18 protein-coding genes are annotated in these 21,164 nt (G+C 65.6%); 11 read left to right on the top strand and 7 right to left on the bottom strand.

Annotated elements, in window-relative coordinates; translation table 11 throughout:
- Nucleotides 1-17: 17 nt before the first annotated feature.
- The gene (locus ACNJYA_RS22290) at nucleotides 18-1,214 is read right to left on the bottom strand and encodes an acetyl-CoA C-acyltransferase (protein WP_212257454.1); all 1,197 of its coding nucleotides are present in this window, start codon (nucleotides 1,212-1,214) and stop codon (nucleotides 18-20) included.
- A 261-nt stretch (nucleotides 1,215-1,475) separates the two neighbouring features.
- The gene (locus tag ACNJYA_RS22285; RefSeq protein ID WP_212257455.1) at nucleotides 1,476-2,246 is read right to left on the bottom strand and encodes an enoyl-CoA hydratase; all 771 of its coding nucleotides are present in this window, start codon (nucleotides 2,244-2,246) and stop codon (nucleotides 1,476-1,478) included.
- Between the two features lie 154 nt (nucleotides 2,247-2,400).
- On the opposite strand from ACNJYA_RS22285, the gene ACNJYA_RS22280 reads away from it, so the two are divergent.
- Nucleotides 2,401-2,934, top strand: a complete 534-nt coding sequence (locus ACNJYA_RS22280) for a PaaI family thioesterase (protein WP_439400755.1) — start codon at nucleotides 2,401-2,403, stop codon at nucleotides 2,932-2,934.
- A gap of 64 nt (nucleotides 2,935-2,998) precedes the next feature.
- On the top strand, nucleotides 2,999-3,619 hold the full coding sequence (locus tag ACNJYA_RS22275; protein WP_172786345.1) for a TetR/AcrR family transcriptional regulator: 621 nt from the start codon (nucleotides 2,999-3,001) through the stop codon (nucleotides 3,617-3,619).
- A gap of 136 nt (nucleotides 3,620-3,755) precedes the next feature.
- Here ACNJYA_RS22275 and ACNJYA_RS22270 read toward each other — a convergent pair whose 3' ends face one another.
- On the bottom strand, nucleotides 3,756-4,664 hold the full coding sequence (locus ACNJYA_RS22270) for a LysR family transcriptional regulator (RefSeq protein ID WP_172786346.1): 909 nt from the start codon (nucleotides 4,662-4,664) through the stop codon (nucleotides 3,756-3,758).
- 102 nt (nucleotides 4,665-4,766) lie between these two features.
- On the opposite strand from ACNJYA_RS22270, the gene ACNJYA_RS22265 reads away from it, so the two are divergent.
- The 8 genes from ACNJYA_RS22265 to ACNJYA_RS22230 all read left to right on the top strand — a co-directional run bounded on the left by ACNJYA_RS22265 (nucleotide 4,767) and on the right by ACNJYA_RS22230 (nucleotide 14,068).
- Entirely contained in the window at nucleotides 4,767-6,263 is a 1,497-nt protein-coding gene (locus tag ACNJYA_RS22265; RefSeq protein ID WP_439400754.1) for a CoA-acylating methylmalonate-semialdehyde dehydrogenase, read from the top strand.
- A 121-nt stretch (nucleotides 6,264-6,384) separates the two neighbouring features.
- Nucleotides 6,385-7,530: an isobutyryl-CoA dehydrogenase gene (locus ACNJYA_RS22260; RefSeq protein WP_439400753.1), complete on the top strand. Its 1,146-nt coding sequence runs from the start codon at nucleotides 6,385-6,387 to the stop codon at nucleotides 7,528-7,530.
- A complete protein-coding gene (locus ACNJYA_RS22255) occupies nucleotides 7,527-8,591 on the top strand; it encodes an enoyl-CoA hydratase/isomerase family protein (protein ID WP_439400752.1) in 1,065 nt (354 codons plus the stop codon). The genes ACNJYA_RS22260 and ACNJYA_RS22255 overlap by 4 nt, the downstream gene beginning before the upstream one ends.
- A 25-nt stretch (nucleotides 8,592-8,616) precedes the next feature.
- Nucleotides 8,617-9,507: a 3-hydroxyisobutyrate dehydrogenase gene (gene mmsB / locus ACNJYA_RS22250; protein WP_439400751.1), complete on the top strand. Its 891-nt coding sequence runs from the start codon at nucleotides 8,617-8,619 to the stop codon at nucleotides 9,505-9,507.
- Nucleotides 9,507-11,225, top strand: coding sequence for an AMP-binding protein (locus ACNJYA_RS22245; protein ID WP_439363318.1), 1,719 nt, complete (start codon nucleotides 9,507-9,509; stop codon nucleotides 11,223-11,225). Before mmsB ends, ACNJYA_RS22245 begins: the two co-directional genes overlap by 1 nt.
- Nucleotides 11,226-11,705, top strand: a complete 480-nt coding sequence (locus tag ACNJYA_RS22240) for a MaoC family dehydratase (RefSeq protein WP_172786352.1) — start codon at nucleotides 11,226-11,228, stop codon at nucleotides 11,703-11,705.
- A 231-nt stretch (nucleotides 11,706-11,936) separates the two neighbouring features.
- Entirely contained in the window at nucleotides 11,937-12,854 is a 918-nt protein-coding gene (locus ACNJYA_RS22235; protein WP_439363317.1) for an SDR family NAD(P)-dependent oxidoreductase, read from the top strand.
- A gap of 38 nt (nucleotides 12,855-12,892) precedes the next feature.
- Nucleotides 12,893-14,068, top strand: a complete 1,176-nt coding sequence (locus ACNJYA_RS22230) for an NAD(P)/FAD-dependent oxidoreductase (RefSeq protein ID WP_439363316.1) — start codon at nucleotides 12,893-12,895, stop codon at nucleotides 14,066-14,068.
- A 112-nt stretch (nucleotides 14,069-14,180) separates the two neighbouring features.
- On the opposite strand, the gene ACNJYA_RS22225 is transcribed toward ACNJYA_RS22230, so the two are convergent.
- From ACNJYA_RS22225 to ACNJYA_RS22215, 3 genes are read right to left on the bottom strand one after another with little or no spacing between them, the layout of a single operon-like run.
- Nucleotides 14,181-15,260, bottom strand: coding sequence for a D-TA family PLP-dependent enzyme (locus ACNJYA_RS22225; protein WP_439363315.1), 1,080 nt, complete (start codon nucleotides 15,258-15,260; stop codon nucleotides 14,181-14,183).
- A 3-nt stretch (nucleotides 15,261-15,263) separates the two neighbouring features.
- Complete coding sequence (locus ACNJYA_RS22220) at nucleotides 15,264-17,078, bottom strand: ABC-F family ATP-binding cassette domain-containing protein (protein WP_439363314.1); 1,815 nt, start codon at nucleotides 17,076-17,078, stop codon at nucleotides 15,264-15,266.
- Between the two features lie 2 nt (nucleotides 17,079-17,080).
- Nucleotides 17,081-17,572, bottom strand: a complete 492-nt coding sequence (locus ACNJYA_RS22215) for a YaiI/YqxD family protein (RefSeq protein WP_172786356.1) — start codon at nucleotides 17,570-17,572, stop codon at nucleotides 17,081-17,083.
- Nucleotides 17,573-17,678: 106 nt separating this feature from the next.
- Between ACNJYA_RS22215 and ACNJYA_RS22210 the strand changes: the two genes are divergently transcribed.
- Nucleotides 17,679-18,479 (top strand): hypothetical protein, encoded by an 801-nt coding sequence (locus ACNJYA_RS22210; protein WP_439363313.1) that lies wholly within the window; start codon nucleotides 17,679-17,681, stop codon nucleotides 18,477-18,479.
- Between the two features lie 177 nt (nucleotides 18,480-18,656).
- Here ACNJYA_RS22210 and ACNJYA_RS22205 read toward each other — a convergent pair whose 3' ends face one another.
- Nucleotides 18,657-21,029, bottom strand: a complete 2,373-nt coding sequence (locus ACNJYA_RS22205; RefSeq protein WP_212257468.1) for a xanthine dehydrogenase family protein molybdopterin-binding subunit — start codon at nucleotides 21,027-21,029, stop codon at nucleotides 18,657-18,659.
- Between the last annotated feature and the right edge of the window lie 135 nt (nucleotides 21,030-21,164).

Raw genomic sequence — 21,164 nt, 5'->3', positions numbered from 1 at the left:
ATTTCGGACATTGGCGGTCAGCGGGCCGAGCGTTCCACCGCAATGGCGGTCGCTTCGCCGCCGCCGATGCACAGTGCCGCAATGCCGCGCTTGAGGTTGTTGGCCTCGAGCGCATGCAGCAGCGTCACGATCAGCCGCGCCCCTGTGGCGCCGATCGGGTGGCCCAGCGCGCAGGCGCCGCCGTTGATGTTGAGCTTCTCGCGGGGAATGCCGAGATCGCGCTGCGCCGCCATCGCCACCACGGCGAAGGCCTCGTTGATCTCGAACAGGTCGACATCGGACGCAGCCCAGCCGACCTTGTCGAGCAGCTTGCGAATCGCCGGGATCGGCGCCGTGGTGAACCATTGCGGCTCCTGGCTGTGGGTGGCGTGGCCCTTGATTTCGGCGAGAACGGGCAGGCCGCCCCGATCGGCAAGCGAGCGCTTGGTCAGAACCAGCGCGGCGGCGCCGTCGGCATTGGCGGAGGAGGCGGCCGGCGTGATCGTGCCGTTGGCGCGGAATGCCGGTTTCAATCCGGGGATCTTGGCGGGGTCGACCTTCAGCGGATGCTCGTCGTTGGCGATCACGCGCGGTCCGGCCTTTTCGGTCAGCGTGATCGGCGCGATCTCGGCCTTGAATGCGCCGCCCTCGACGGCCTTGCGGGCGCGGCTCAGCGTCTCCATCGCATAGGCGTCCTGGTCCTTGCGAGTGAACTGGTAAGCCTCCGCCGTGGCCTCGCCGAAATCGCCCATGGACCGGCCGGTCTCGTAGGCGTCCTCCAGGCCGTCCATCATCATGTGGTCGATGATGCGGTCATGGCCGACGCGATAGCCGCCGCGCGCCTTGGCCAGCAGGTAGGGCGCATTGCTCATGCTCTCCATGCCGCCGGAGACGACGATGTCGGCCGAGCCGGCGCGGATGATGTCGTGCGCCAGCATCGTCGCTTTCATGCCGGAACCGCAGACCTTGTTGACGGTGGTGGCACCGGTGGCGTCCGGTAGTCCGGCGCTCCGTGCCGCCTGCCGCGCCGGCGCCTGGCCCTGACCGGCCGGCAGCACGCAGCCCATGAAGACCTCGTCGACCTTCTCGGGCGCAAGCCTGACGCGTTCCAGCGCCGCACCGATCACGTGTGAGCCGAGCTTGTGCGCGGGGAGCGGCGACAATTCGCCCATGAAGCGGCCGAGCGGGGTACGTGCGGCGGAGACGATGACGACGGGATCGGCGGCTTCGGCCATGATGGAGCTCCCTGGCAATATAGGTAAGATGACGGTCATCATATGATGCGGCGCAAAAATTGCAACCGCGGCAGGGATGAGAAAATGTCGTGGGCGGATGAGATTTGATCGTTCGATCGGGGAGGTACCAATCGACCGTACACTGTCATCACCCGCGAAGGCGGGTGATCCAGTATTCCAGAGACGACGCGGTTAGAACCGAGAAGGCGCGGCGTACTGGATGCCCCGCCTTCGCGGGGCATGACACCGGTATCGAAGCGTTTACCGCTTCCGGTTCACAAACGCGCCCATCAACCGCGTTGGCTCATCCGTCAGGAACGACTCGCCGAACACTTTCACGCTCAAATTCACCGACTCGGTCAGCGGCAGCTCTTCCCACTGCCGCAGCAGCGCCTTCTGCGACCGCAGCGCCTCGGGGCCGCATTCGAGCAAGGCCTTCACCAGGTGCTCGATCTCCGCATCCAGCCCGCCCTCCGGCGCGACCTTGTCGATCAGCCCCCAGGCGAGCGCAGTGGCTGCATCTATGTTCTCCGCCGTCATCACCAGCCAGCGCGCGCGGGCCCAGCCGATCAGGCGCGGCAACAGCGCGGCGTGAATCACCGAGGGGATGCCGACGCGCACCTCGGGCATGCCGAAATGGGCGTCGTGCGCGGCGATGCGGAAGTCGCAGGCCGCTGCCACTTCGAGCCCGCCGCCCAGGCACCACCCCGGCATGCGTGCGATGACCGGAGCCGGGAACTGGCGCACCGCCTCGCAGAGATCGCGCAGGCGGCTGATGAAGGCTTCCGCGGATCTCTGGTCGAGCCCGGCCATCTCCTTGATGTCGGCCCCCCCGATCAGGCTCTTCTCGCTCTGGCCGCGCAGCACCACGACGCGGATGCTGCGGTCGGAGCTTAGCTGCTGCAGGCCCTCGCGCACGGCGTCGGTCACCGGCGAGCCGAGAATGTTGAGCGGGCCGGCGTTGCAGATGGCGACGTGAACGACGCCGCGCGCATCGCGCGTCACGCCGCAGTGGTTGTTGAGCATTTCCATCGTGGAGTCTCGAGGTTTCGTGGACATGCGCAAGGTGCGCCGGTCGGGATCACTTCCGGGCCGAAACCCCCGGCTTGTCAAGCGGGCAGGGCAGCGGAGTTGCCAGCGTGAAGTCCGTGGCATAGTATGATGAATATCATCTAAAGAGGCTGTCATGACCGGTAATGATCGACTCGACCTGTTTTCGCCGGAGCAGCGGCGCGAACGCGTGGTGGACTGGCAGGTGCCTGCGCCGGTCGCCACGGTGGCCATGGGTCTGTCGGGCATGGAAGCCATGCTGGGCATCCGTGACGGCCGGCTGCCGCCGCCGCCCTTCGCAAAGCTGATCGGGTTTATCATGGCCGTGGTCGAGCCGGGCCGGATCGTCATGGAACTGGAGCCGCGGGAGGATCTGGAAAACACCATCGGTCTTCTGCATGGTGCGACCGCCGCGGCGCTGCTCGATACGGCCATGGGATGTGCCATCTCGACCCGACTCGAGGCCGGACAAAGCTCGGTGACCCTCGATCTGAAGCTGACCTATCTGCGCCCGCTGTCGGTTCGCTCGGGGCTGATCTCGGCCGAGGGCAAGATCATCAAGCTCGGGCGCCAGACCAGCTATACCGAAGGCTTCGTCCGGGACGGCAAGGGGGCCCTCGCGGTGCACGCAACTGCAACGTTCTCCATGATCGGAAGCAACTTAACATGAATTAATGCACCCATTTCGTCATTTGCATGTTATGAGATGATCTCCGACATCCAATGAGCTCCGCATGCGCTATTCCCGGGAACACAAGCAGGAAACCCACGACCGCATCGTGAAGAAGGCCTCGGTGCGGCTGCGGGAGAAGGGTGCCCATGGCATCGGCGTCGCCGACCTCATGAAGGAGGCGGGCCTGACCCACGGCGGCTTTTACGCGCATTTCGACTCCCGTGAGGCGCTGGTGATCGAAGCCTTTGCCTACGCCATGGACCGTTCGATGGAACACTGGCGCAAGCTCACCGGCGAGGCCTCGCCGGAGAAGCGGCTGGCGCTGATCGCCGAGGCCTATCTCTCGGCGCTGCACCGCGACAATCCCGGCCACGGCTGTTCGATCCCTTCGCTCGGCGCCGAGATCGCTCGTGAGAGCCCGAAGACCAGAAAGGCCTTCGCCGGCAAGCTCGACGAGATGATCGAGCTGATGACCGACTACATTCCGAACGCGCCGCGCAAGGCAGCCCGCAAGCAGGCGATCGCGACGCTGGCGACGATGGCCGGTACCATGCTGCTGGCGCGCATTGCCGGCTCGAGCGAATTGTCCGACGAGGTGCTGAAGGCGGGTCGGGACCACGCGCTCGAGGGAGCGAAGCGTGAGCCGAAGGGGGCGGCGGCGAAGAAGGCGAAGCAGAACTAGGCGAGGTGCCGTAGGGTGGGTTAGCCATGCGATTGCGCGAAGCGCATTCGCTTGGCGTAACCCACCACTGTGTCTGTCCGCGGAGACAGAAGAGGTGGGTCACGCCTTCGGCTAAACCCACCCTACGGCAGCGGTGCTACCGCCCTGCAAACAACGCCCGCTCGCGCTCGACAATCTCCGAAATGTAATCCGCCACGGCCCTGATCCGCGCCAGGTCCTTGCTGTCGGCGTGCATCAGCATCCAGAATGTCCGCGTGATCGAAATCTCCTCCGGCAGCACGGCCACCAACTGCGGATAATCGCTCGCCATGAAGTGGGGCAGGACGGCGATGCCGAAGCCTGAGAGCGTGGCGTTGAGCTGCGCGATCAGATTGGCGCTGCGAAAGCGCGCCGAGATCCGCGGCGACACCTGCGGCAGATAATCGAGCTCCGGCGTGAACAAGAGTTCCTCGATATAGCCGACGAAGCGGTGCTGCGTCAGGTCCTGCCGCGAGGCGATTTTTGGGAAGCGGTCGAGATAGGCGGGGGCCGCATAGAGTCCAAGGCGATAGTCGAGCAGCTTGCGCCCGACGATGCGACCTTCCTTCGGCATGGTCAGGCTGATGGCGATATCGGCCTCGCGCTTGGAGAGGCTGAACAGCCGCGCGGTTGCCACAAGTTGCAGATCCAGATCGGGATAGCGGTCCGCGAACGGCGCCAGCCGCGGCGCCAGGAAGGCGGTGCCGAACCCGTCGGGTGCGCCGATCCGCACCGTTCCGGTCAGCCGCGCGACCGAGCCACCGACCTGCTCCTGGTTGGCGACGATGGTGGATTCCATGGCTTCGGCGCTGTCGGCGACGCGTTGGCCGGCCTCGGTGAGGAGGTAGCCGGTCTTGCGCCGGTCAAACAGCTTGGCCGAGAGGTGCTTCTCCAGCCGGTCGACGCGGCGGATCACCGTGGCATGGTCGACCCCCAGCTGTTTTGCCGCAGCCGACACCGAGCCGCCCCGCACGATGGCCAGCACGAAGCGAAAGTCGTCCCAGTCGATGGTACCTTGATCCAGCATTTTCGCACATCTATGGTGCATTATCTCAGACTTGAATCCCAATAAATGCAGGTCGATAGGATTTGTCAAAGCGTTCAAGCTCGACCTCAAGGAGATCATTCCATGCGTTCAGTCGGACATTTCATCGGTGGCAAGGAAGTTAAGGGCACCTCGGGTCGCACTGCCGACGTCTTCGAGCCGATGACCGGCGACGTACAGGCCAAGGTCGCGCTGGCGTCCAAGGCCGAGGTTCGCGCCGCCGTCGAGAACGCGCGCGCCGCGCAGCCGGAATGGGCCGCGACCAACCCGCAGCGCCGCGCCCGCGTCATGTCGAAGTTCGTCGAGCTGGTGCAGCGCGACTACGACAAGCTCGCCGAGCTGCTGGCGCGTGAGCATGGCAAGACCGTGCCGGACGCCAAGGGCGACATTCAGCGCGGCCTCGAAGTCGCGGAATTCGCCTGCGGCATTCCGCATCTGATGAAGGGCGAATACACCGAAGGCGCCGGTCCCGGCATCGACATCTATTCGATGCGCCAGCCGCTCGGCGTCGTTGCCGGCATCACGCCGTTCAACTTCCCGGCGATGATCCCGATGTGGAAGTTCGCCCCCGCCATTGCGTGCGGCAACGCCTTCATCCTCAAGCCGTCCGAGCGCGACCCCGGCGTGCCGATGCTGCTGGCTGAACTCATGATGGAAGCGGGCCTGCCGGCCGGCATCCTCAACGTCGTCAATGGTGACAAGGAAGCGGTCGACGCCATCCTCGACGATCCCGATATCAAGGCCGTCGGCTTCGTCGGCTCGACCCCGATCGCGCAATACATCTATGAGCGCGCAGCCCAGACCGGCAAGCGCTGCCAGTGCTTCGGCGGCGCCAAGAACCACGCCATCGTCATGCCCGACGCCGACATGGATCAGGCCGTCGACGCGCTGATCGGCGCCGGCTACGGCTCGGCCGGCGAGCGCTGCATGGCCGTCTCCGTCGCCGTCCCCGTCGGCAAGTCCACCGCCGACCGGCTGATGGAAAAGTTGATCCCGCGCGTCGAGTCCTTGAAGATCGGCACCTCGATCGATCCGTCGGCCGATTACGGCCCACTCGTCACGCGCGAGGCGGTCGAGAAGGTCAAGAGCTATATCGACATCGGCATCAAGGAAGGCGCGACGCTGGCGGTCGACGGCCGCGGCTTCAAGATGCAGGGCTACGAGAACGGCTTCTATCTCGGCGGTTCGCTGTTCGACAACGTCACCAAGGACATGCGGATCTACAAGGAAGAGATCTTCGGCCCGGTGCTCTCGGTCGTGCGCGCGCATGACTACAAGGAAGCGCTGGCGCTGCCGTCCGACCACGACTACGGCAACGGCGTTGCCATCTTCACCCGCGACGGCGATGCCGCGCGCGACTTCGCGGCCAAGGTCAATGTCGGCATGGTCGGCATCAACGTGCCGATCCCGGTGCCGATCGCCTATTACACCTTCGGCGGCTGGAAGAAGTCGGGCTTCGGTGATCTCAACCAGCACGGTCCGGATTCGGTCCGCTTCTACACCAAGACCAAGACGGTGACCTCGCGCTGGCCGTCCGGCGTCAAGGAGGGTGCGGAGTTCTCGATCCCGCTGATGAAGTAAGGCTGTAGCCCAGCCCGTCATTGCGAGCGCAGCGAAGCAATCCAGAATCTTTCCGCAGAGACAGTCTGGATTGCTTCGTCGCTCTGCTCCTCGCAATGACGAGGAAGGTGAGGAGCCCAGCATGCAATTCGCTCTGAACGAGGATCAGGTCGTCCTTCGCGACATGGCGCTGGCGTTTGCGGCGGAGAAGATCGCGCCGCATGCGCTGCGCTGGGACGAGGAAAAGCATTTCCCCGTCGACGTGATGCGCGAGGCGGCTACGCTCGGCATGGGCGGCATCTACATCCGCGAGGATGTCGGCGGCTCCGCCATGACGCGGTTCGATGCGGCGCTGATCTTCGAGGCGCTGGCGACGGGCTGCCCGACCACCTCGGCCTTCATCTCCATCCACAACATGGCGAGCTGGATGATCGATGCCTTCGGCAGCGACGCCCAGCGCCATCAATGGCTGCCGAAGCTCTGCACCATGGAGCTGATCGCAAGCTACTGCCTGACCGAGCCGGGCGCCGGCTCGGACGCGGCAGCGCTGCGCACCCGCGCGGTACGCGAGGGCGATCATTACGTCCTCAACGGCCAGAAGCAGTTCATCTCCGGCGCCGGCCGTACCGACGTTCTGGTCGCGATGGTCAGGACCGGCGGCGATGGTCCCGGCGGCATCTCGACCCTCGTCATCGACGGCAAGACACCCGGCGTCTCCTTCGGCGCCAATGAGCGCAAGATGGGCTGGAACGCGCAGCCGACCCGCGCGGTGATATTCGAGAACGCCCGCGTACCTGTGGCCAATCGCCTGAGCGAGGAGGGCACAGGCTTCAAGATCGCGATGGCCGGCCTTGACGGCGGCCGTCTCAACATTACGGCGTGCTCGCTCGGCGGCGCGCAAGCGGCGCTCGACAAGGCGCGCGCCTACATGAAGGAGCGCAAGGCGTTCGGAAAACGGCTCGACGAATTCCAGGCATTGCAATTCCGTCTTGCCGACATGGCGATCGAGCTCGAGGCCGCGCGCACCTTCCTGTGGCGTGCTGCGGCGGCGCTCGATCGCAAGGACCCCGATGCCACCATGCTCTGCGCCATGGCGAAACGCTTCGGCACCGATGTCGGGTTCGAGGTCGCCAACCATGCGCTGCAGCTTCACGGCGGCTACGGTTACCTCAGCGAATACGGCATCGAGAAGATCGTGCGCGACTTACGCGTGCACCAGATCCTCGAAGGCACCAATGAAATCATGCGGCTCATCGTGGCGCGCAAATTGATCGAGGGCGCGCGATGACGGCAGCGGAAGAGGGCGATCTCGTCGCCCGCGTTGAGGGCGCCGCCGGCATCATCAGGCTCAACCGCCCCAAGGCGATCAACGCCGTCACGCTGGAGATGTTTCGCGACATCGACAAGGCGCTCGACCGCTTCGAGGCTGATCCTGCCGTTGCCGTGATCCTGCTTGAAGGCGCCGGCGAGCGCGGCCTCTGCGCCGGCGGCGACATCCGCACGCTCTGGGAAAGCTCCAAGGCTGGTGGCGATCTCGGCAAGATCCTGTGGCGGGAGGAGTACATCCTCAATGCCCGAATCAAGAAGTTTCCAAAACCCTATGTCGCCTTCATGGACGGCATTGTCATGGGCGGCGGCGTCGGGCTTTCCGCGCATGCCAGCCACCGCGTCGTCACCGATCGCACCAAGCTCGCGATGCCCGAAGTCGGCCTCGGCTTCTTCCCCGATGTCGGCGGCACCTATCTGCTGTCGCATGCGCCGGGCGAGATCGGCACCTATTTCGGGCTGACCGGCCAGACCATGAACGGGCCAGACGCGATCCATGCGAAGTTTGCCGATTGGGTCGTGCCGGTGGCGAGATTGCCGGAGCTGCGCGAGGCGCTGACCAAGCTGCGCCTTGGTGCGACCGCTGACGATGTCGGCAAGCTCATCAGCGGCTTTGCGACGGGCGAGACTGCGGGGCCGGTCGCCGCCAGGGAGCCGATCATCGATGCGTTGTTCGGCTTCGACCGCATGGAGGACATTTTCGCTGCGCTGAAGCGCGATGGTTCCGAGTTCGCGCTGGCCACGCTGAAGACGCTGAGCGAAAAATCGCCGCGCGGCATGGTGGTGACGCTCAAACTGCTGCGGCTTGCGCGCGGATCGAGCCTGGAAGAGTGCCTGGTGCGCGAATACCGCGCCGCACTGGAAGTATTTCGGAGCGATGATTTTCGCGAAGGCGTGCGCGCCGCCGTGATCGACAAGGATCGCAACCCGACCTGGTCGCCGCGAGCAATCGAGGATGTGAGGCCGGAGATGCTGGCGCCCTATCTCGCCGAAATCGGCGCCGACGAATTGAAGTTCAATTAACAACGCGACAGCGGAGGAAACGACAATGGCCACGATCGCATTCATCGGTCTCGGCAACATGGGCGGCCCGATGGCGGCCAACCTCGTCAAGGCCGGCCACAAGGTGGTGGCGTTCGACCTGGTCGAAGCCTCGCGCAATCAGGCCAGGGCCGATGGCGCCAGCATTGCCGACAGCGCGCCCGCCGCGGTGAAGGGCGCCGATGTCGTGGTCACCATGCTCCCCGCAGGCAAGCACGTGCTCGGCGTCTGGAACGAGGTCGTGCCTGTCATGATCAAGGGGACGCTGATCATCGACAGCTCCACCATCGACGTCGAGAGCGCGCGGGCCGCGCATGCGCTCGCCGCCAAGCACGGCGTGCTCTCGGTCGATGCGCCGGTCTCCGGCGGCACCGGCGGCGCCAAGGGCGCAACGCTCACCTTCATGTGCGGCGGCGAGGAGAAGGCATTTGCCGCGGCAAAGCCCGTGCTCGAGAACATGGGCAAGAAGATCGTGCATTGCGGCGGGGCCGGTGCGGGCCAGGCCGCGAAAATCTGCAACAACATGATCCTCGGCATTTCCATGATCGCGGTGAGCGAGGCCTTTGCGCTCGGTGAGAAGCTCGGGCTCTCGCATCAGGCGCTGTTCGACGTCGCCTCGACCTCGTCCGGCCAGTGCTGGTCGCTGACGACCTATTGCCCGGTGCCCGGCCCGGTGCCGACCTCGCCGGCCAACAACGATTACAAGCCGGGCTTTGCCTCGGCGCTGATGGTGAAGGACCTCACCCTGGCGCAGGATGCGGCGAAAGCTGCGGGCGCGGCCACGCCGCTCGGCAAGCATGCGCAGGAGATCTATCAGTCTTTCGACGCAGCCGGCCAGGGCGGGGTGGATTTTTCCGGAATTATCAAGCACGTTAGGAGTTTGGCCGGGAAAGCTTGATGACCACATTCCAGGAAGCACGCGCGTTCCTTCTGCAACACCGCACGGATTACGAGGCGGCGGTTAAAGGTTTCCGCTGGCCCGATCCGGTTCCTTTCAACTGGGCGCTCGACTGGTTCGACGCTGAGCTCGCGGCCAATGCGGACAGCAAGGATCGGCCTGCGCTCTGGATCGTCGACGCCGCCCAGGACAAGCAGACGAAGCTGTCTTTCGCGGCGCTGTCGCGTCGCTCCAACCAGGTCGCGAACTTCCTTCGCGCGCAGGGTTTGAAGCGCGGCGATCATCTCCTGCTGCTGCTCGGCAATGTGGTACCGCTGTGGGAGACGATGCTCGCCGCGATGAAGCTCGGCGTGGTCGTCATTCCCGCCACGACGCTGCTGACCGCCGACGAGCTGCGCGACCGGCTCGATCGCGGCAAGGCGAGGGCGGTGATCGCGGCGCAGGACCAGGTCGCAAAATTCGCGAGCTTGGGCGCCGAGAATGTTGTCCGCATCGTCGTCGGCGCGGCCTCCGACGGTTGGCTTGCATTTGACGAGGCGGCCAAGGCTTCCGAAAGTTTTGCGCCTGATGGTCCGACCCATGCCGACGACCCGATGCTGCTCTATTTCACCTCGGGCACGACAGCAAAACCAAAGCTCGTCCGGCACAGCCAGCGCAGCTATCCCGTCGGCCATCTCTCGACGATGTACTGGATCGGGCTGAAGCCCGGCGACGTCCATCTCAACATCTCTTCGCCCGGCTGGGCCAAGCATGCCTGGAGCTGCTTCTTCGCGCCGTGGAATGCCGGTGCGACCGTGTTCGTGGTCAACCAGCCGCGCTTCGACGCCAAAGCGCTGCTCGCCACCATCGGCCGCTGCGGCGTCACCACGCTGTGCGCGCCGCCGACGGTGTGGCGGCTGTTCATCCAGGAGAACCTGGCTTCCTTCAAGGTGGCTCTTCGCGAAGTCTGCGGCGCCGGCGAGCCGCTCAACCCTGAAGTGATCGACCAGGTGCAGGCCGCTTGGGGCCTCACCATCCGCGACGGCTACGGCCAGACCGAGACCACGGCGCTCGCCGGCAACTCGCCGGGGCAGCCCATCAAGATCGGCTCGATGGGCCGGCCGCTGCCGGGCTATCGCGTGCAGATCAGCGATGCCGACGGCAATCCCGCAAGGGAGGGCGAGGTGACGTTGGTGCTGGACGCTGACCGCCCCGCGGGCCTGATGCAGGGCTATCAGGGTGACGACGGCAAATTGTCGGGGGCCGAAGGCGCGCTCTATCGCAGCGGCGACGTGGTGTTTGCGGATGAGGACGGCTATCTCACCTTCGTCGGCCGCTCCGACGACGTGTTCAAATCCTCGGACTACCGCATCAGCCCGTTCGAGCTGGAGAGCGTGCTGCTCGAGCACGAACTCGTCGCGGAAGCTGCGGTGGTGCCGAGCCCGGACCCGATCCGGCTTGCGATCCCCAAGGCCTTCGTGCTGCTGACCTCGGGCGCGGAGCGGACGCCGGAAACCGCGCTCTCCATCTTCAAGCACCTGCACGCGCGTCTGGCGCCGTTCAAGCGCATCCGCCGCCTCGAAATCGTCACCGAGCTCCCGAAGACGATCTCTGGAAAGATCCGCCGCGTCCAGCTACGACGGCTCGAACGCGACGATGATCGGAGCGATCCCTTGCGCGGCCGGGAATTCCGTGAGGAGGATTTTCCGGAGCTGGCGAAGACACGGAGTGAGACCTAAGTGAACGAAGTCTGGAAGAAGCCGCCTGTAACGCTCGAAGCCTATCAGGCCATGGTCGGCAAGGAGATCGGCGTGTCGTCATGGCATCTGATCGATCAGCCCCGCATCGACACCTATGCCGACGTGATCGAGGATCGCCAGTTCATCCACGTCGATCCGGAACGCGCGAAGAAGGAGACCGCCTTCGGCACCACCATCGCGCACGGCTTTCTCACGATGTCGCTGCTGTCGATCATGTCCTACGAGGTAATGCCTGTCATCGCCGGCACCACGATGGGCGTGAATTACGGCTTCGACAAGCTGCGCTTCATCTCGCCGGTGCGGTCAGGCAAGCGCGTGCGCGGCCGCTTCGTGCTGGCGGAAGCCAAGCTCCGCAAGCCGAACGAATTGCAGTCCCGCACCAACGTCACGGTGGAGATCGAGGGCGAGGACAAGCCGGCACTGGTCGCCGAGTGGCTCGGCCTGATCTATTTCGAATAGGCCCGTGCCGCCGTTGCCGGCCTTGACCCGGCAACCCATCGCTGCTCAAAAGCTGCATAATTCACGCTCGGTGCACCCTCTCCCCCTGCGGGAGAGGGTGGCTTCGCGGAACGCGAAGCCGGGTGAGGGGTATCTCTCCACGAACTCGGCTGCCGAGAGATACCCCTCATCCGGCGCGCGTTGCGCGCCACCTTCTCCCGCAAGGGGAGAAGGAAGAAAGGAAACGCACTCATGGCAATCAGGTTCGACGGACGCGTCGCCATCGTCACCGGCGCGGGCAATGGTCTCGGACGCGCGCATGCGCTGGGGCTGGCGAGCCGCGGCGCCAAGGTCGTCGTCAACGATTTCGGCGCCGCGCGCGACGGCACCGGCGGCTCGCTGTCGCCGGCCGAAGCGGTGGTCGAGGAGATCCGCAAAGCCGGCGGCACCGCGATGGCCGACGGCGCCGACGTCTCCAATTTCGAGCAGGTCACCGCCATGGTCGAGCGCGCCACCAAGGAGTGGGGCAGCGTCGATCTTCTGTGCGCCAATGCCGGCATCCTGCGCGACAAGTCGTTCGGCAAGATGGAGGTCGCCGATTTCCAGAAGGTGCTCGACGTGCATCTCGTCGGCACCTTCTATTGCTGCAAGGCGGCCTGGGCCGGCATGCGTGACCGCAATTACGGTCGCATCGTGCTGACGACGTCATCCTCCGGCCTCTACGGCAATTTCGGCCAGGCCAATTACGGCGCCGCCAAAACCGGCATGGTTGGCCTTATGAACGTGCTCGCCGAGGAAGGTCGCAAGAACGACATCCGCGTCAACATCGTCTCGCCGACGGCGGCGACCCGCATGACCGAAGAGCTGCTGCCGCCGCAGGCGCTGCAGCTGATGAAGCCGAACGCGATCACGCCCGCGGTCGAGTACATGCTGAGCGAGGATGCCCCGACCCGCACCATCATGGGCGCCGGTGCCGGCTCGTTTGCGGTGATCAAGATTTTGGAGAGCGAAGGCATCAACCTGCCGGAGAGCGAGTGGACGCCCGATGCGATTGCCGCGCATTTCGCCGAGATCAGCGACATGTCGAAGGCCAGAGCGCTGCAGGGCGCGTTCGAGCAGACGCAGAAATACGTCGCGCAGGCCGCGGCGCGGGCGGGGATCAAGCTCTGACGGCCGTCGCCGTCATCGGCGCAGGTCCCGCCGGCCTGATGGCGGCGGAGGTGCTGGCGTCAGGAGGCGCGCGCGTCACGGTCTACGACGCGATGCCGTCTGCGGGGCGCAAGTTCCTGATGGCGGGCCGCGGTGGGCTCAATCTCACCCACAGCGAACCGCTGCCGCAGTTCACGGCGCGCTACCGCGAGGCCGCACCGAAGCTGCAAGCGGCGATCGACGCGTTTTCACCCGATGCGCTCCGGGCCTGGTGCGGAGCGCTGGGCGAGCCGACCTTCGTCGGCAGCAGCGGACGCGTGTTTCCCAAGGCCTTCAAGGCTTCGCCCTTGCTGCGCGCCTGGCTGCGGCGGCTCGATGGCGGCGGTGTCGGCTTTGCTTTTCGCCATCGCTGGATCGGCTGGGACGGCGAGGGACGGCTGATCTTTCAGACGCCGAAAGGTGTCTCCGCCATCGAAGCGAACGCCACGCTGCTCGCCCTTGGCGGCGCAAGCTGGCCGCGGCTCGGATCGGATGGAAGCTGGGTCGACATCCTCGCCGCAAGAGGCGTTGCCGTCTCGAAGTTGCGGCCCGCCAATTCCGGCTTCACGGTCGCCTGGTCCGAAGTGTTCCGCGACCGTTTCGAGGGCCAGCCGCTCAAGGGCGTGGCGCTGACGATCGGCGCACACACGGTGCGCGGAGAAGCCATGATCACCCGCAGCGGAATCGAAGGCGGCGCGATCTATGCGCTCTCGTCAGAGCTGCGCGAGGCGGTGCTGAGTCTCGGGCAGGCGACGCTGATGATCGCGTTGCGGCCCGACCTCGACGCCGCGGCGCTGACCACGCGGCTGTCGGGCGTGCGCGGCAAGCAATCGCTGGCGAACTTCCTGCGCAAGGCCGCGCAATTGTCGCCGGCCGGCATCGGCCTGATGCAGGAAGCGGCCATCGCCTCTGGCCGGCCGCTGGCCGCGTTCTCGCCGGCCGAGCTGGCGCAGCTGGTCAACGCCATTGCGCTTCAGCTCACCGGCGTGGCTCCGATCGATCGGGCGATCTCGACGGCGGGCGGGATCACCTTCGACGAGCTCGACGCACACTTCATGCTGCGTAAGCTGCCCGGAGTGTTCGCCGCCGGCGAGATGCTCGATTGGGAAGCACCGACCGGCGGGTATCTGCTGCAGGCTTCGTTTGCGACCGGGGCCGCAGCGGGCAGGGGTGTGCTGGAGTGGCTCAGTCGCTAACCGCCGTCATTGCGAGCGCAGCGAAGCAATCCAGAATCCCTCCTCGGGCGTAGTCTGGATTGCTTCGTCGCAAGAGCTCCTCGCAATGACGGCCGTGGGAACGGCGCGAACCCTACCGCAGCTTCCCCCGCGCCGCGACCGGCAGCGTGCCGATGATCTCCTCGCCGCGGACCATTACGACCTCGTCCATCATGTTGACGACGACGCAGACGTGGTTCGGTACGATGCGGACGACGTCGCCGACATTCGGCCTTGTGTTGCTGCGGGAGAGATCGAGGAAGCCGTGCTCCTCGGCGAACTTGGCGATCTTCGCCTCGGGATGCTCCAGGATCAGGCCGTGACCGTCGAGCCCGCCGGTATCCGTGGTCAGCGTCTTCGAGCCGGCGTCCAAAATACCGCGCTCGGGCGCGGCGCGGCTCACCACCGTCGAATAGATGTGCAGCGCGCAATCGTCCCACGTGGCCGAGCCGGCCGCGACCTGCATGCGGTCGTTATAGATGTAGGTGCCGAAGCGATGCTCGGTGCCGCCTTTGAGCTTGCCAATGTTGACGAGGTTCGGCGTGCCGCCGGTCGAGACGATTTTTGCATCGAGCCCGTGCGCGCGCACGCCGGCCAGCGCCTCGTCGTAGAATTTCTGCGCGTCAGCCCAGCCGGTCTCGGTCGGGTAGAGCATGAAGCCGGCAAACTCCAATCCCTTGGACGCGGCGATCTCGCGCGCCAGCGCGATCGCCTCCGCGGGCGTCTCGACGCCCGCGCGCTTGCGCCCCGTGTCGCATTCGACCACGACCGAGAGCGGACGGCCCGAGGCCGCGGCGGCCTTCGGCAAGCCCGCGACGACTGTCGAGTTATCGGCCGCCACCGTCATCTTGGTCTTGGCATTTAGCGCGCCGAGCCGCGCCATCTTCTCTTCGCCCAAGAGATTGTAGCTGATCAGGATGTCGTCGATGCCGGCATTGGCCATGATCTCGGCCTCGCCGATCTTCTGGCAGGTGATGCCTTTCGCTCCAGCCGCGACCTGCATCTTGGCGATGGTCGGGTTCTTGTGCGTCTTGATGTGCGGACGATTGGCGATGCCGGCATCGTCGCAGGCTTTCTGGATCCGCGCGATATTGCGCTCGACCCTGTCCATGTCGATGACGGCGCAGGGCGTGCCGTATTCGCGGGCGATTTTGGCGGCGAGAGTTGTTGTCATAAGTTATGCCTGTTCAATCTCTTCACGGAGCATTTCGAGTTCGAGCCAGCGCTCTTCAGCGGCCGACAGTTCTTCATGCGCCTTGGCGATGGCGGCCGAGGTGTCGTCGAATTTTTTGCGATCCTTCGCATAGAGATTGGGATCGTCCAGCACGCGCTGCAATTTTGCAATATCGGCGTGCAACGTTTCCATCTTCTTCGGCAGCGTTTCCAGCGCGTGCTTCTCGTTGAAGCTCAGCTTCCGCTTGGGCGCCGACGCGGCCGGAGCAGCGGCGCGCTCCTCTTTCTTCTCCACTGGCGCTTGCGCCTTCGCCGTCTCGCGTTTGAGGTCTGCGCCGCGCTGCGCCAGCATGTCGCTGTAGCCGCCGGCATATTCGATCCATTTGCCGTTACCCTCGGGCGCGATCACGGAGGTGACGACGCGGTCGAGGAAGTCGCGGTCGTGGCTGATCAGGATGACAGTGCCCTCGTAGTCGCCCAGCATCTCCTCGAGCACGTCGAGCGTTTCGAGATCGAGATCGTTGGTCGGCTCGTCCAGCACCAAGAGGTTTGACGGCTTTGCCAGCGCGCGCGCCAGCATCAGGCGGCCACGCTCGCCGCCGGAGAGTACTTCCACGGGCGTGCCACGCTGCTCCTGGCCGAACAGGAAGTCCTTCATGTAGCCGACGACGTGCTTCGGCTTGCCGCCGACCATGATCTGATCGCCGCGGCCGCCGGTGAGGGCTTCTGCCAGCGTCGATTTGGGATCGAGGCTTTCGCGGTGCTGATCGAGCGTGGCCGTTTCCAGATTGGCACCCAGCCGTACGATGCCGGAATCGGGTTGCCCGCCGCCCGTGAGCAGATTGACCAGGGTGGTCTTGCCGGCGCCGTTCGGCCCGATGATGCCGAGCCGGTCGCCGCGCTGGATCCGGGTCGAGAAATTTTCGACGATCTTGCGCTCGCCGTAAGCTTTGGAGATGCCCTTGGCTTCGATCACCAGCTTGCCGGACTGCTCGGCCTCGCTAGCTGCGAGATTGGCGTTTCCAGCGGTGCCGCGGTAGTTGCGGCGCTGGGCTCGCAACGCATGCAGATTGGCAAGGCGTTTGACGTTGCGCTTGCGGCGGCCGGAGACGCCGTGGCGCAGCCAGTGCTCCTCGTCGACGATCTTGCGGTCGAGCTTGTGCTGGTCGCGTTCTTCCTCCGCCAGTACCTCGTCGCGCCAGCTCTCGAACGAGGCAAAGCCGCGGTCGATCTGCTTGATCTTGCCGCGGTCGAGCCAGGCGGTGGAGCGCGACAGATTGGTGAGGAAGCGGCGGTCATGGCTGATGATGACGAGCGCACTGCGGCGGCTGTCGAGCTCCTGTTCCAGCCATTCGATGGTGGCGAGATCGAGATGGTTGGTCGGCTCGTCCAGCAGCAGAATGTCGGGCGAGGGCGCCAGCACAAAGGCGAGCGCCGCGCGGCGCGCCTCGCCGCCGGAGAGGTTGTGCGGGTTCTCCTCGCCGGTGAGGCCGAGCTGCTCCAGGAGATAACGCGCCTGGTGCTGGTCGTCGCCGGGCGCGAGCCCGGATTCGACATAGGCGAGCGTGGTCTTGTGCGCGCCGAAGTCAGGCTCCTGCGGCAGGTAGCGCACCGTTGCGCCCGGCTGCACGAAGCGCGTGCCGGAGTCGGGCTCGACCAGGCCGGCCGCGATCTTCAGCAGCGTCGACTTGCCGGAGCCGTTGCGGCCGATCAGGCAGACCCGTTCGGATGGCGCGACATTGAGCTCGACCCCTGACAGCAGCGGCGTGCCGCCGAAGGTCAGCCGGATGTCTTTGAGTTGGATCAGCGGCGGCGCCATCGTCAGCCCTGACTCGTTGCGGCCGCATCAGTGCGACGCCGCGCGATCCGCCGCAGCGTCTGGTCGAGCGCGGACAGGAAGGCCGAGCGGTCGCGCGGCGCGAACGAGCGCGGGCCGCCGGTGACTTCGCCGGCCGAGCGCAGATCCGTCATCAGATTGCGCACCGCCAGCGTCATCCCGATCGACTCTTCGGTGAACGGCTTTCCGTTTGGTGCGATTACGTCGGCGCCCGCCTTCACACAGCGGCTCGCCAGCGGGATGTCCGAGGTCACGACCACATCGCCAGGCCTGGCGCGCTCGGCGATCCAGTCGTCGGCCGCATCCATGCCGCTACCTGCGGCAATGCGCTCGATCAGGGGATCCTGCGGCACGCGGATGAAATTGCCCGCGACCACGCTCACGGGCACGCCATGCCGGATCGCGACGCGGTAGATCTCGTCCTTCACAGGGCAGGCGTCGGCGTCGACATAGATGCGGGTGGGGGTGTCGGTCATTCCGCGCGTGGTACCCCATTCGGGCCGCAAAGGCGAGGGGATTGACCCTGGTTCCTCAGGCCCTACCATCGCTCCTGAAACAATAAGAATATGGGAAAGCCAAGCCATGCCGAACCGGCTCGAAACCTACCGCGTCGAGGCCTACAACACCGCCAAGCAATCCGAAAACAAGATGCACGACGACAATAACGCGCGCCGCTTCGGCTTTTCCGGCGGGCTGGTCCCGGGCGTCGACGTCTTCGCTTACATGATGCACGTGCCGATCGCGCGCTGGGGCCGCGATTTCCTTTCCCGTGGGCTGGTCGAGGCGCGCTTCATCAAGCCGGTCTATGACGGCGAGACTGCCGACGTCGACGCGACCGAGCACAACGGCCTGCTGACCATCGAGGTGTTCAGCCGCACCGAGCTGTGCGCCACGGGGACGGCGTCGCTGCCGGCGGAGGCGCCCGCGGTGTCGCTGAGCGACTATGTTGAAGTCCCCGCTGTCGCCGAGCGCAAGCCGGTCAGTCCTGCGACGTTCGAGCTGGGCAAGTGGCTGGGCACGACGCCGCGCCGCTGGGCCGGGCAGGACGCGGCCGACTATCTCACGGATGTCAGGGAGAAGGATCCGATCTTCGCGCGCGAGAGCCTCGGCCATCCCGGCCTGATCCAGCGGGTCATGAACCGCGTCCTCGTCGACAACACCATTCTGGGCCCCTGGATCCACGTCGGCAGCCGCATGCAGCTGCTGTCCGCCGCGCGCGCCGGTGAAGAGATCACGGCGCGGGCCAAGGTCACCGCGAACTACGAGAAGAAGGGCCACCGCTTCGTCGAGCTCGACGCGCTGGTCGTCGCCAACGGCACGATGCCGCTCGCCCACTGCCTGCACACCGCAATCTACCAGCCGCGCGAGCAGGCGGCGGCGTAGCGGAGGCAAGCCTGTCACCACAAACGCGGTGTCATGCCCCGGCTTGACCGGGGCATCCAGTACGCCGCGGCCCATCCGTGAATCACGATTGCCTCGGAGTACTGGATCGCCCGATCAAGTCGGGCGATGACAGCTGTGCGTGTGGACGCGGCGAATGACCTTCCGCGATAGAGCCTCTTACGCCGCCTTGGCCTTCGCCTCCTGGATCGCGCGCCACACCCGCTCCGGGGTCAGCGGCATGTCGATGTGCTTGATGCCGTAATCCGACAGCGCATCGAGCACCGCGTTCACCACCGTCGAGAGACTGCCGGCGCAGCCTGCTTCGCCGCAGCCCTTGCTGCCGAGCGGATTGGTGGTGGCGGGCACCGGATGATCGCCGACCGTCATGTTGGGGACGTCCTCGGCACGCGGCAGGGCGTAGTCCATCAGCGAGCCCGTGATCGGCTGGCCGCTCTCGTCGTAGCGGATGTGCTCCATCAGCGCCTGGCCGATGCCCTGGACCACGCCGCCATGGAGCTGGCCCGCGACCAGCATCGGGTTGATCACCGTGCCGAAATCGTTGACCGCGCTGTAGCGCACGATCTGCACCACGCCGGTGTCCGGGTCGATCTCGACCTCGGCGACGTGGCAGCCGTTCGGGAACGCCGAGGCGACCGGTTCGCTGGTGTGATCGACGTCGAGCGTATCAGGCACGCCCTCCGGCACCTTGCCGTCGTGCAGCTTCTTCGCGAGCTCCATGATGTCGATGCTGCGATCGGTGCCGGCGATCGTAAAGCTGCCGTCGGCGAACTCGATATCGGCCTCGGACGCTTCCAGCATATGCGCGGCGGCGCGCTTGCCCTTCTCGATGACGAGCTTTGCGGCCCCCACGATGGCTTGGCCGGTCGCAGTGATCGAGCGCGAGCCGCCGGTGCCGTTGCCGGTGTGGACGATGTCGCTGTCGCCCTGCACGAGCTTCACGCTCTCGAAGGGGACGCCGAGCTGCTCGGACAGCACCTGCGCGAACGGCGTGGCATGGCCCTGGCCGTAATCGAGCGTGCCGGTGATGAGCTGCACGGTGCCGTCAGCATCGAACACGATCTTGCCGAGCTCGGGGCTCGGCGGCGCCGTGACCTCGAGATAGGAGCCGACCGCGATGCCGCGCAGCTTGCCGGCCTTCTTGCTCTCCTTCTTGCGCTTGGCGAAGTTCTCGTGGTCGGAGATTTCGAGCGCCTTGTTGAACACGGCCTGGAAGTCGCCGCTGTCATAGGTGACGCCGGAGGAGGCCGCGAACGGGATCTGGTTCGGCTTGATGAAGTTGCGCTTGCGCAAGGTCAGCCGGTTGATGCCCATCTCGTCGGCGGCGCGGTCGATCAACCGCTCCATGTAATAGTTCGCCTCGGGCCGGCCGGCACCGCGATAGGCGCCCATCAGCGTGGTGTTGGTGAGCACCGTCTTGATGTCGACCGCCATCAACGGCGTGCGATAGACGCTGGAGAAGTTCTTGCCGGTGTTGAGCGAAAGCGGGCCCGGCGCGACGCCGGTGATGTAGGCGCCGAGATTGCCGTAGCCGGACAGCTTTGCCGCGAGGAAGTGGCCCTCTGCATCGAGCGCGAGCTCGGCATGGATCTTCTGCGCGCGGCCATGGCTGTCGGAGAGGAAGCTGGTGGAGCGCTCGTCCAGCCACTTCACCGGCCGCCCCAGTGCCTTCGCCGCGTACAGGATGCACATGTACTCGGGATAGTTGATGTTCTTCATGCCGAAGGAGCCGCCGACATTGGCGGTGAGAATGCGCACCTTCTCGTTCGGCACCTTCAGGTTCTTGGCGAGGTTGGCGCGGTTGCCGGCAACGCCCTGGGTCGGCACCTGAAGCGTGTAACGCTCGGTCTTCTTGTCGTAGGAGGCAAGCCCCACGCGCGGCTCCATCGAGACCACGGCGACGCGGGTGTTCTCGATGTCGAGCCTGGTCACATGAGCGGCGCTGGCGAAGGCCGCGTTGACCTTGTCCATGTCGCCATAGTGGTAGTCGAGCGCGACGTTGTTCGGGATGTGGTCATAGAGCTGCGGCGCGCCGGGCTTGGCGGCTTCCTCGGGATCCGTCACCGCCGGCAGCGGCTCGATGTCGAGCTCGACCGCCTCGGCCGCGTCGCGCGCCTGGGCCAGCGTCTCCGCCACCACGAAGGCGACGGGGTCGCCGACGAAGCGGACCTTGTCGGTCGCCAGCGGCTGGCGGTTGGTCTGGAGCAGGGGCGAGCCGTCACGGCTCTTCAGCGGCAGGCCGCAGGTGAAGGGGCCATAGCCGGCGGCATCGAGGTCCTTGCCGGTCCACACCCCCAGCACGCCCGGCATCGCCTTGGCGGCATCGAGGCCAATGCCACGGATCATGCCATGGGCATGGGTGGAACGGACGACCACGGCATAGGCCTGGCCGGGCAGGTTGAAATCGTCGGTGTAGCGGCCCTTGCCGCGCACCAGGGTGTCGTCCTCCTTGCGGCGGACCGGTTGCCCGACGCCATATTTTTGCAGTGCAATAGCGTTCTCGAGCGTGGACGATTTGGTGTGTTCTTGCATGGAATTGACCTGAAAAGCCGGCATTTGCGCATTTTCGCGGCAGCGGAGCACCGGACTCCCTTGAGATAACCCACCACCCCCGTTCACGACAACGCACGATTGGGCATGGTCCCATGTGATGCGTTGTTGCGCAGG

The organism is Bradyrhizobium sp. BLXBL-01, assembly GCF_051853025.1.
GTDB lineage: Bacteria > Pseudomonadota > Alphaproteobacteria > Rhizobiales > Xanthobacteraceae > Bradyrhizobium.
The sequence above is the reverse complement of the archived record's forward strand: the minus strand, read 5'-3'. Positions and strand labels throughout refer to the sequence as shown.

What these genes read in the sequence shown, in the direction of transcription:
- ACNJYA_RS22225 (WP_439363315.1), bottom strand. Translation starts at nt 15,260, where the DNA reads ATGACAACAACTCTCGCCGCCAAAATCGCCCGCGAATACGGCACGCCC.
- ACNJYA_RS22270 (WP_172786346.1), bottom strand. Translation starts at nt 4,664, where the DNA reads ATGCTGGATCAAGGTACCATCGACTGGGACGACTTTCGCTTCGTGCTG.
- ACNJYA_RS22220 (WP_439363314.1), bottom strand. Translation starts at nt 17,078, where the DNA reads ATGGCGCCGCCGCTGATCCAACTCAAAGACATCCGGCTGACCTTCGGC.
- ACNJYA_RS22285 (WP_212257455.1), bottom strand. Translation starts at nt 2,246, where the DNA reads ATGGAAATGCTCAACAACCACTGCGGCGTGACGCGCGATGCGCGCGGC.
- ACNJYA_RS22290 (WP_212257454.1), bottom strand. Translation starts at nt 1,214, where the DNA reads ATGGCCGAAGCCGCCGATCCCGTCGTCATCGTCTCCGCCGCACGTACC.
- ACNJYA_RS22215 (WP_172786356.1), bottom strand. Translation starts at nt 17,572, where the DNA reads ATGACCGACACCCCCACCCGCATCTATGTCGACGCCGACGCCTGCCCT.
- mmsB (WP_439400751.1), top strand. Translation starts at nt 8,617, where the DNA reads ATGGCCACGATCGCATTCATCGGTCTCGGCAACATGGGCGGCCCGATG.
- ACNJYA_RS22235 (WP_439363317.1), top strand. Translation starts at nt 11,937, where the DNA reads ATGGCAATCAGGTTCGACGGACGCGTCGCCATCGTCACCGGCGCGGGC.
- ACNJYA_RS22280 (WP_439400755.1), top strand. Translation starts at nt 2,401, where the DNA reads ATGACCGGTAATGATCGACTCGACCTGTTTTCGCCGGAGCAGCGGCGC.
- ACNJYA_RS22265 (WP_439400754.1), top strand. Translation starts at nt 4,767, where the DNA reads ATGCGTTCAGTCGGACATTTCATCGGTGGCAAGGAAGTTAAGGGCACC.
- ACNJYA_RS22260 (WP_439400753.1), top strand. Translation starts at nt 6,385, where the DNA reads ATGCAATTCGCTCTGAACGAGGATCAGGTCGTCCTTCGCGACATGGCG.
- ACNJYA_RS22205 (WP_212257468.1), bottom strand. Translation starts at nt 21,029, where the DNA reads ATGCAAGAACACACCAAATCGTCCACGCTCGAGAACGCTATTGCACTG.
- ACNJYA_RS22255 (WP_439400752.1), top strand. Translation starts at nt 7,527, where the DNA reads ATGACGGCAGCGGAAGAGGGCGATCTCGTCGCCCGCGTTGAGGGCGCC.
- ACNJYA_RS22245 (WP_439363318.1), top strand. Translation starts at nt 9,507, where the DNA reads ATGACCACATTCCAGGAAGCACGCGCGTTCCTTCTGCAACACCGCACG.
- ACNJYA_RS22230 (WP_439363316.1), top strand. Translation starts at nt 12,893, where the DNA reads ATGGCGGCGGAGGTGCTGGCGTCAGGAGGCGCGCGCGTCACGGTCTAC.
- ACNJYA_RS22210 (WP_439363313.1), top strand. Translation starts at nt 17,679, where the DNA reads ATGCCGAACCGGCTCGAAACCTACCGCGTCGAGGCCTACAACACCGCC.
- ACNJYA_RS22275 (WP_172786345.1), top strand. Translation starts at nt 2,999, where the DNA reads ATGCGCTATTCCCGGGAACACAAGCAGGAAACCCACGACCGCATCGTG.